Origin of the sequence: Paraburkholderia sp. NMBU_R16 (genome assembly GCF_013282575.1) — a bacterium.
Taxonomy (GTDB): domain Bacteria; phylum Pseudomonadota; class Gammaproteobacteria; order Burkholderiales; family Burkholderiaceae; genus Trinickia.
Map to the genome: position 1 here is coordinate 1 of NZ_JAAAYE010000443.1, position 252 is coordinate 252.

General features: G+C 56.0%; 1 pseudogene. It reads left to right on the top strand.

Annotated elements, in window-relative coordinates:
* Window positions 1-127: 127 nt before the first annotated feature.
* Window positions 128-252, top strand: a pseudogene (locus GWC77_RS28755) (transposase domain-containing protein); the annotation flags it as partial.

A 252-nucleotide genomic window follows, 5' to 3' on the forward strand; every position in this document is an offset into this window, starting at 1 on the left:
AAAGGCCAAATGAAGGGTGACCACGCCACTCGAACGGTCGCCGCGCAGTTCTATTCGCTGCTTATGTAAGGACTCCTAAGCGAATCGCCGCTTGCTCGTCATGGCTCCGTTATCGCGACACAACCAGAAAAACTGGATGTTCTGCTGGACCGAACTTGGCGCCAAGCAGATCGGCATCGCGCAAAGCCTGCTGGTGACGTGCAAGCTGCACGACATCGATCCCTACGATTATCTGGTCGACGTGCTGCAACG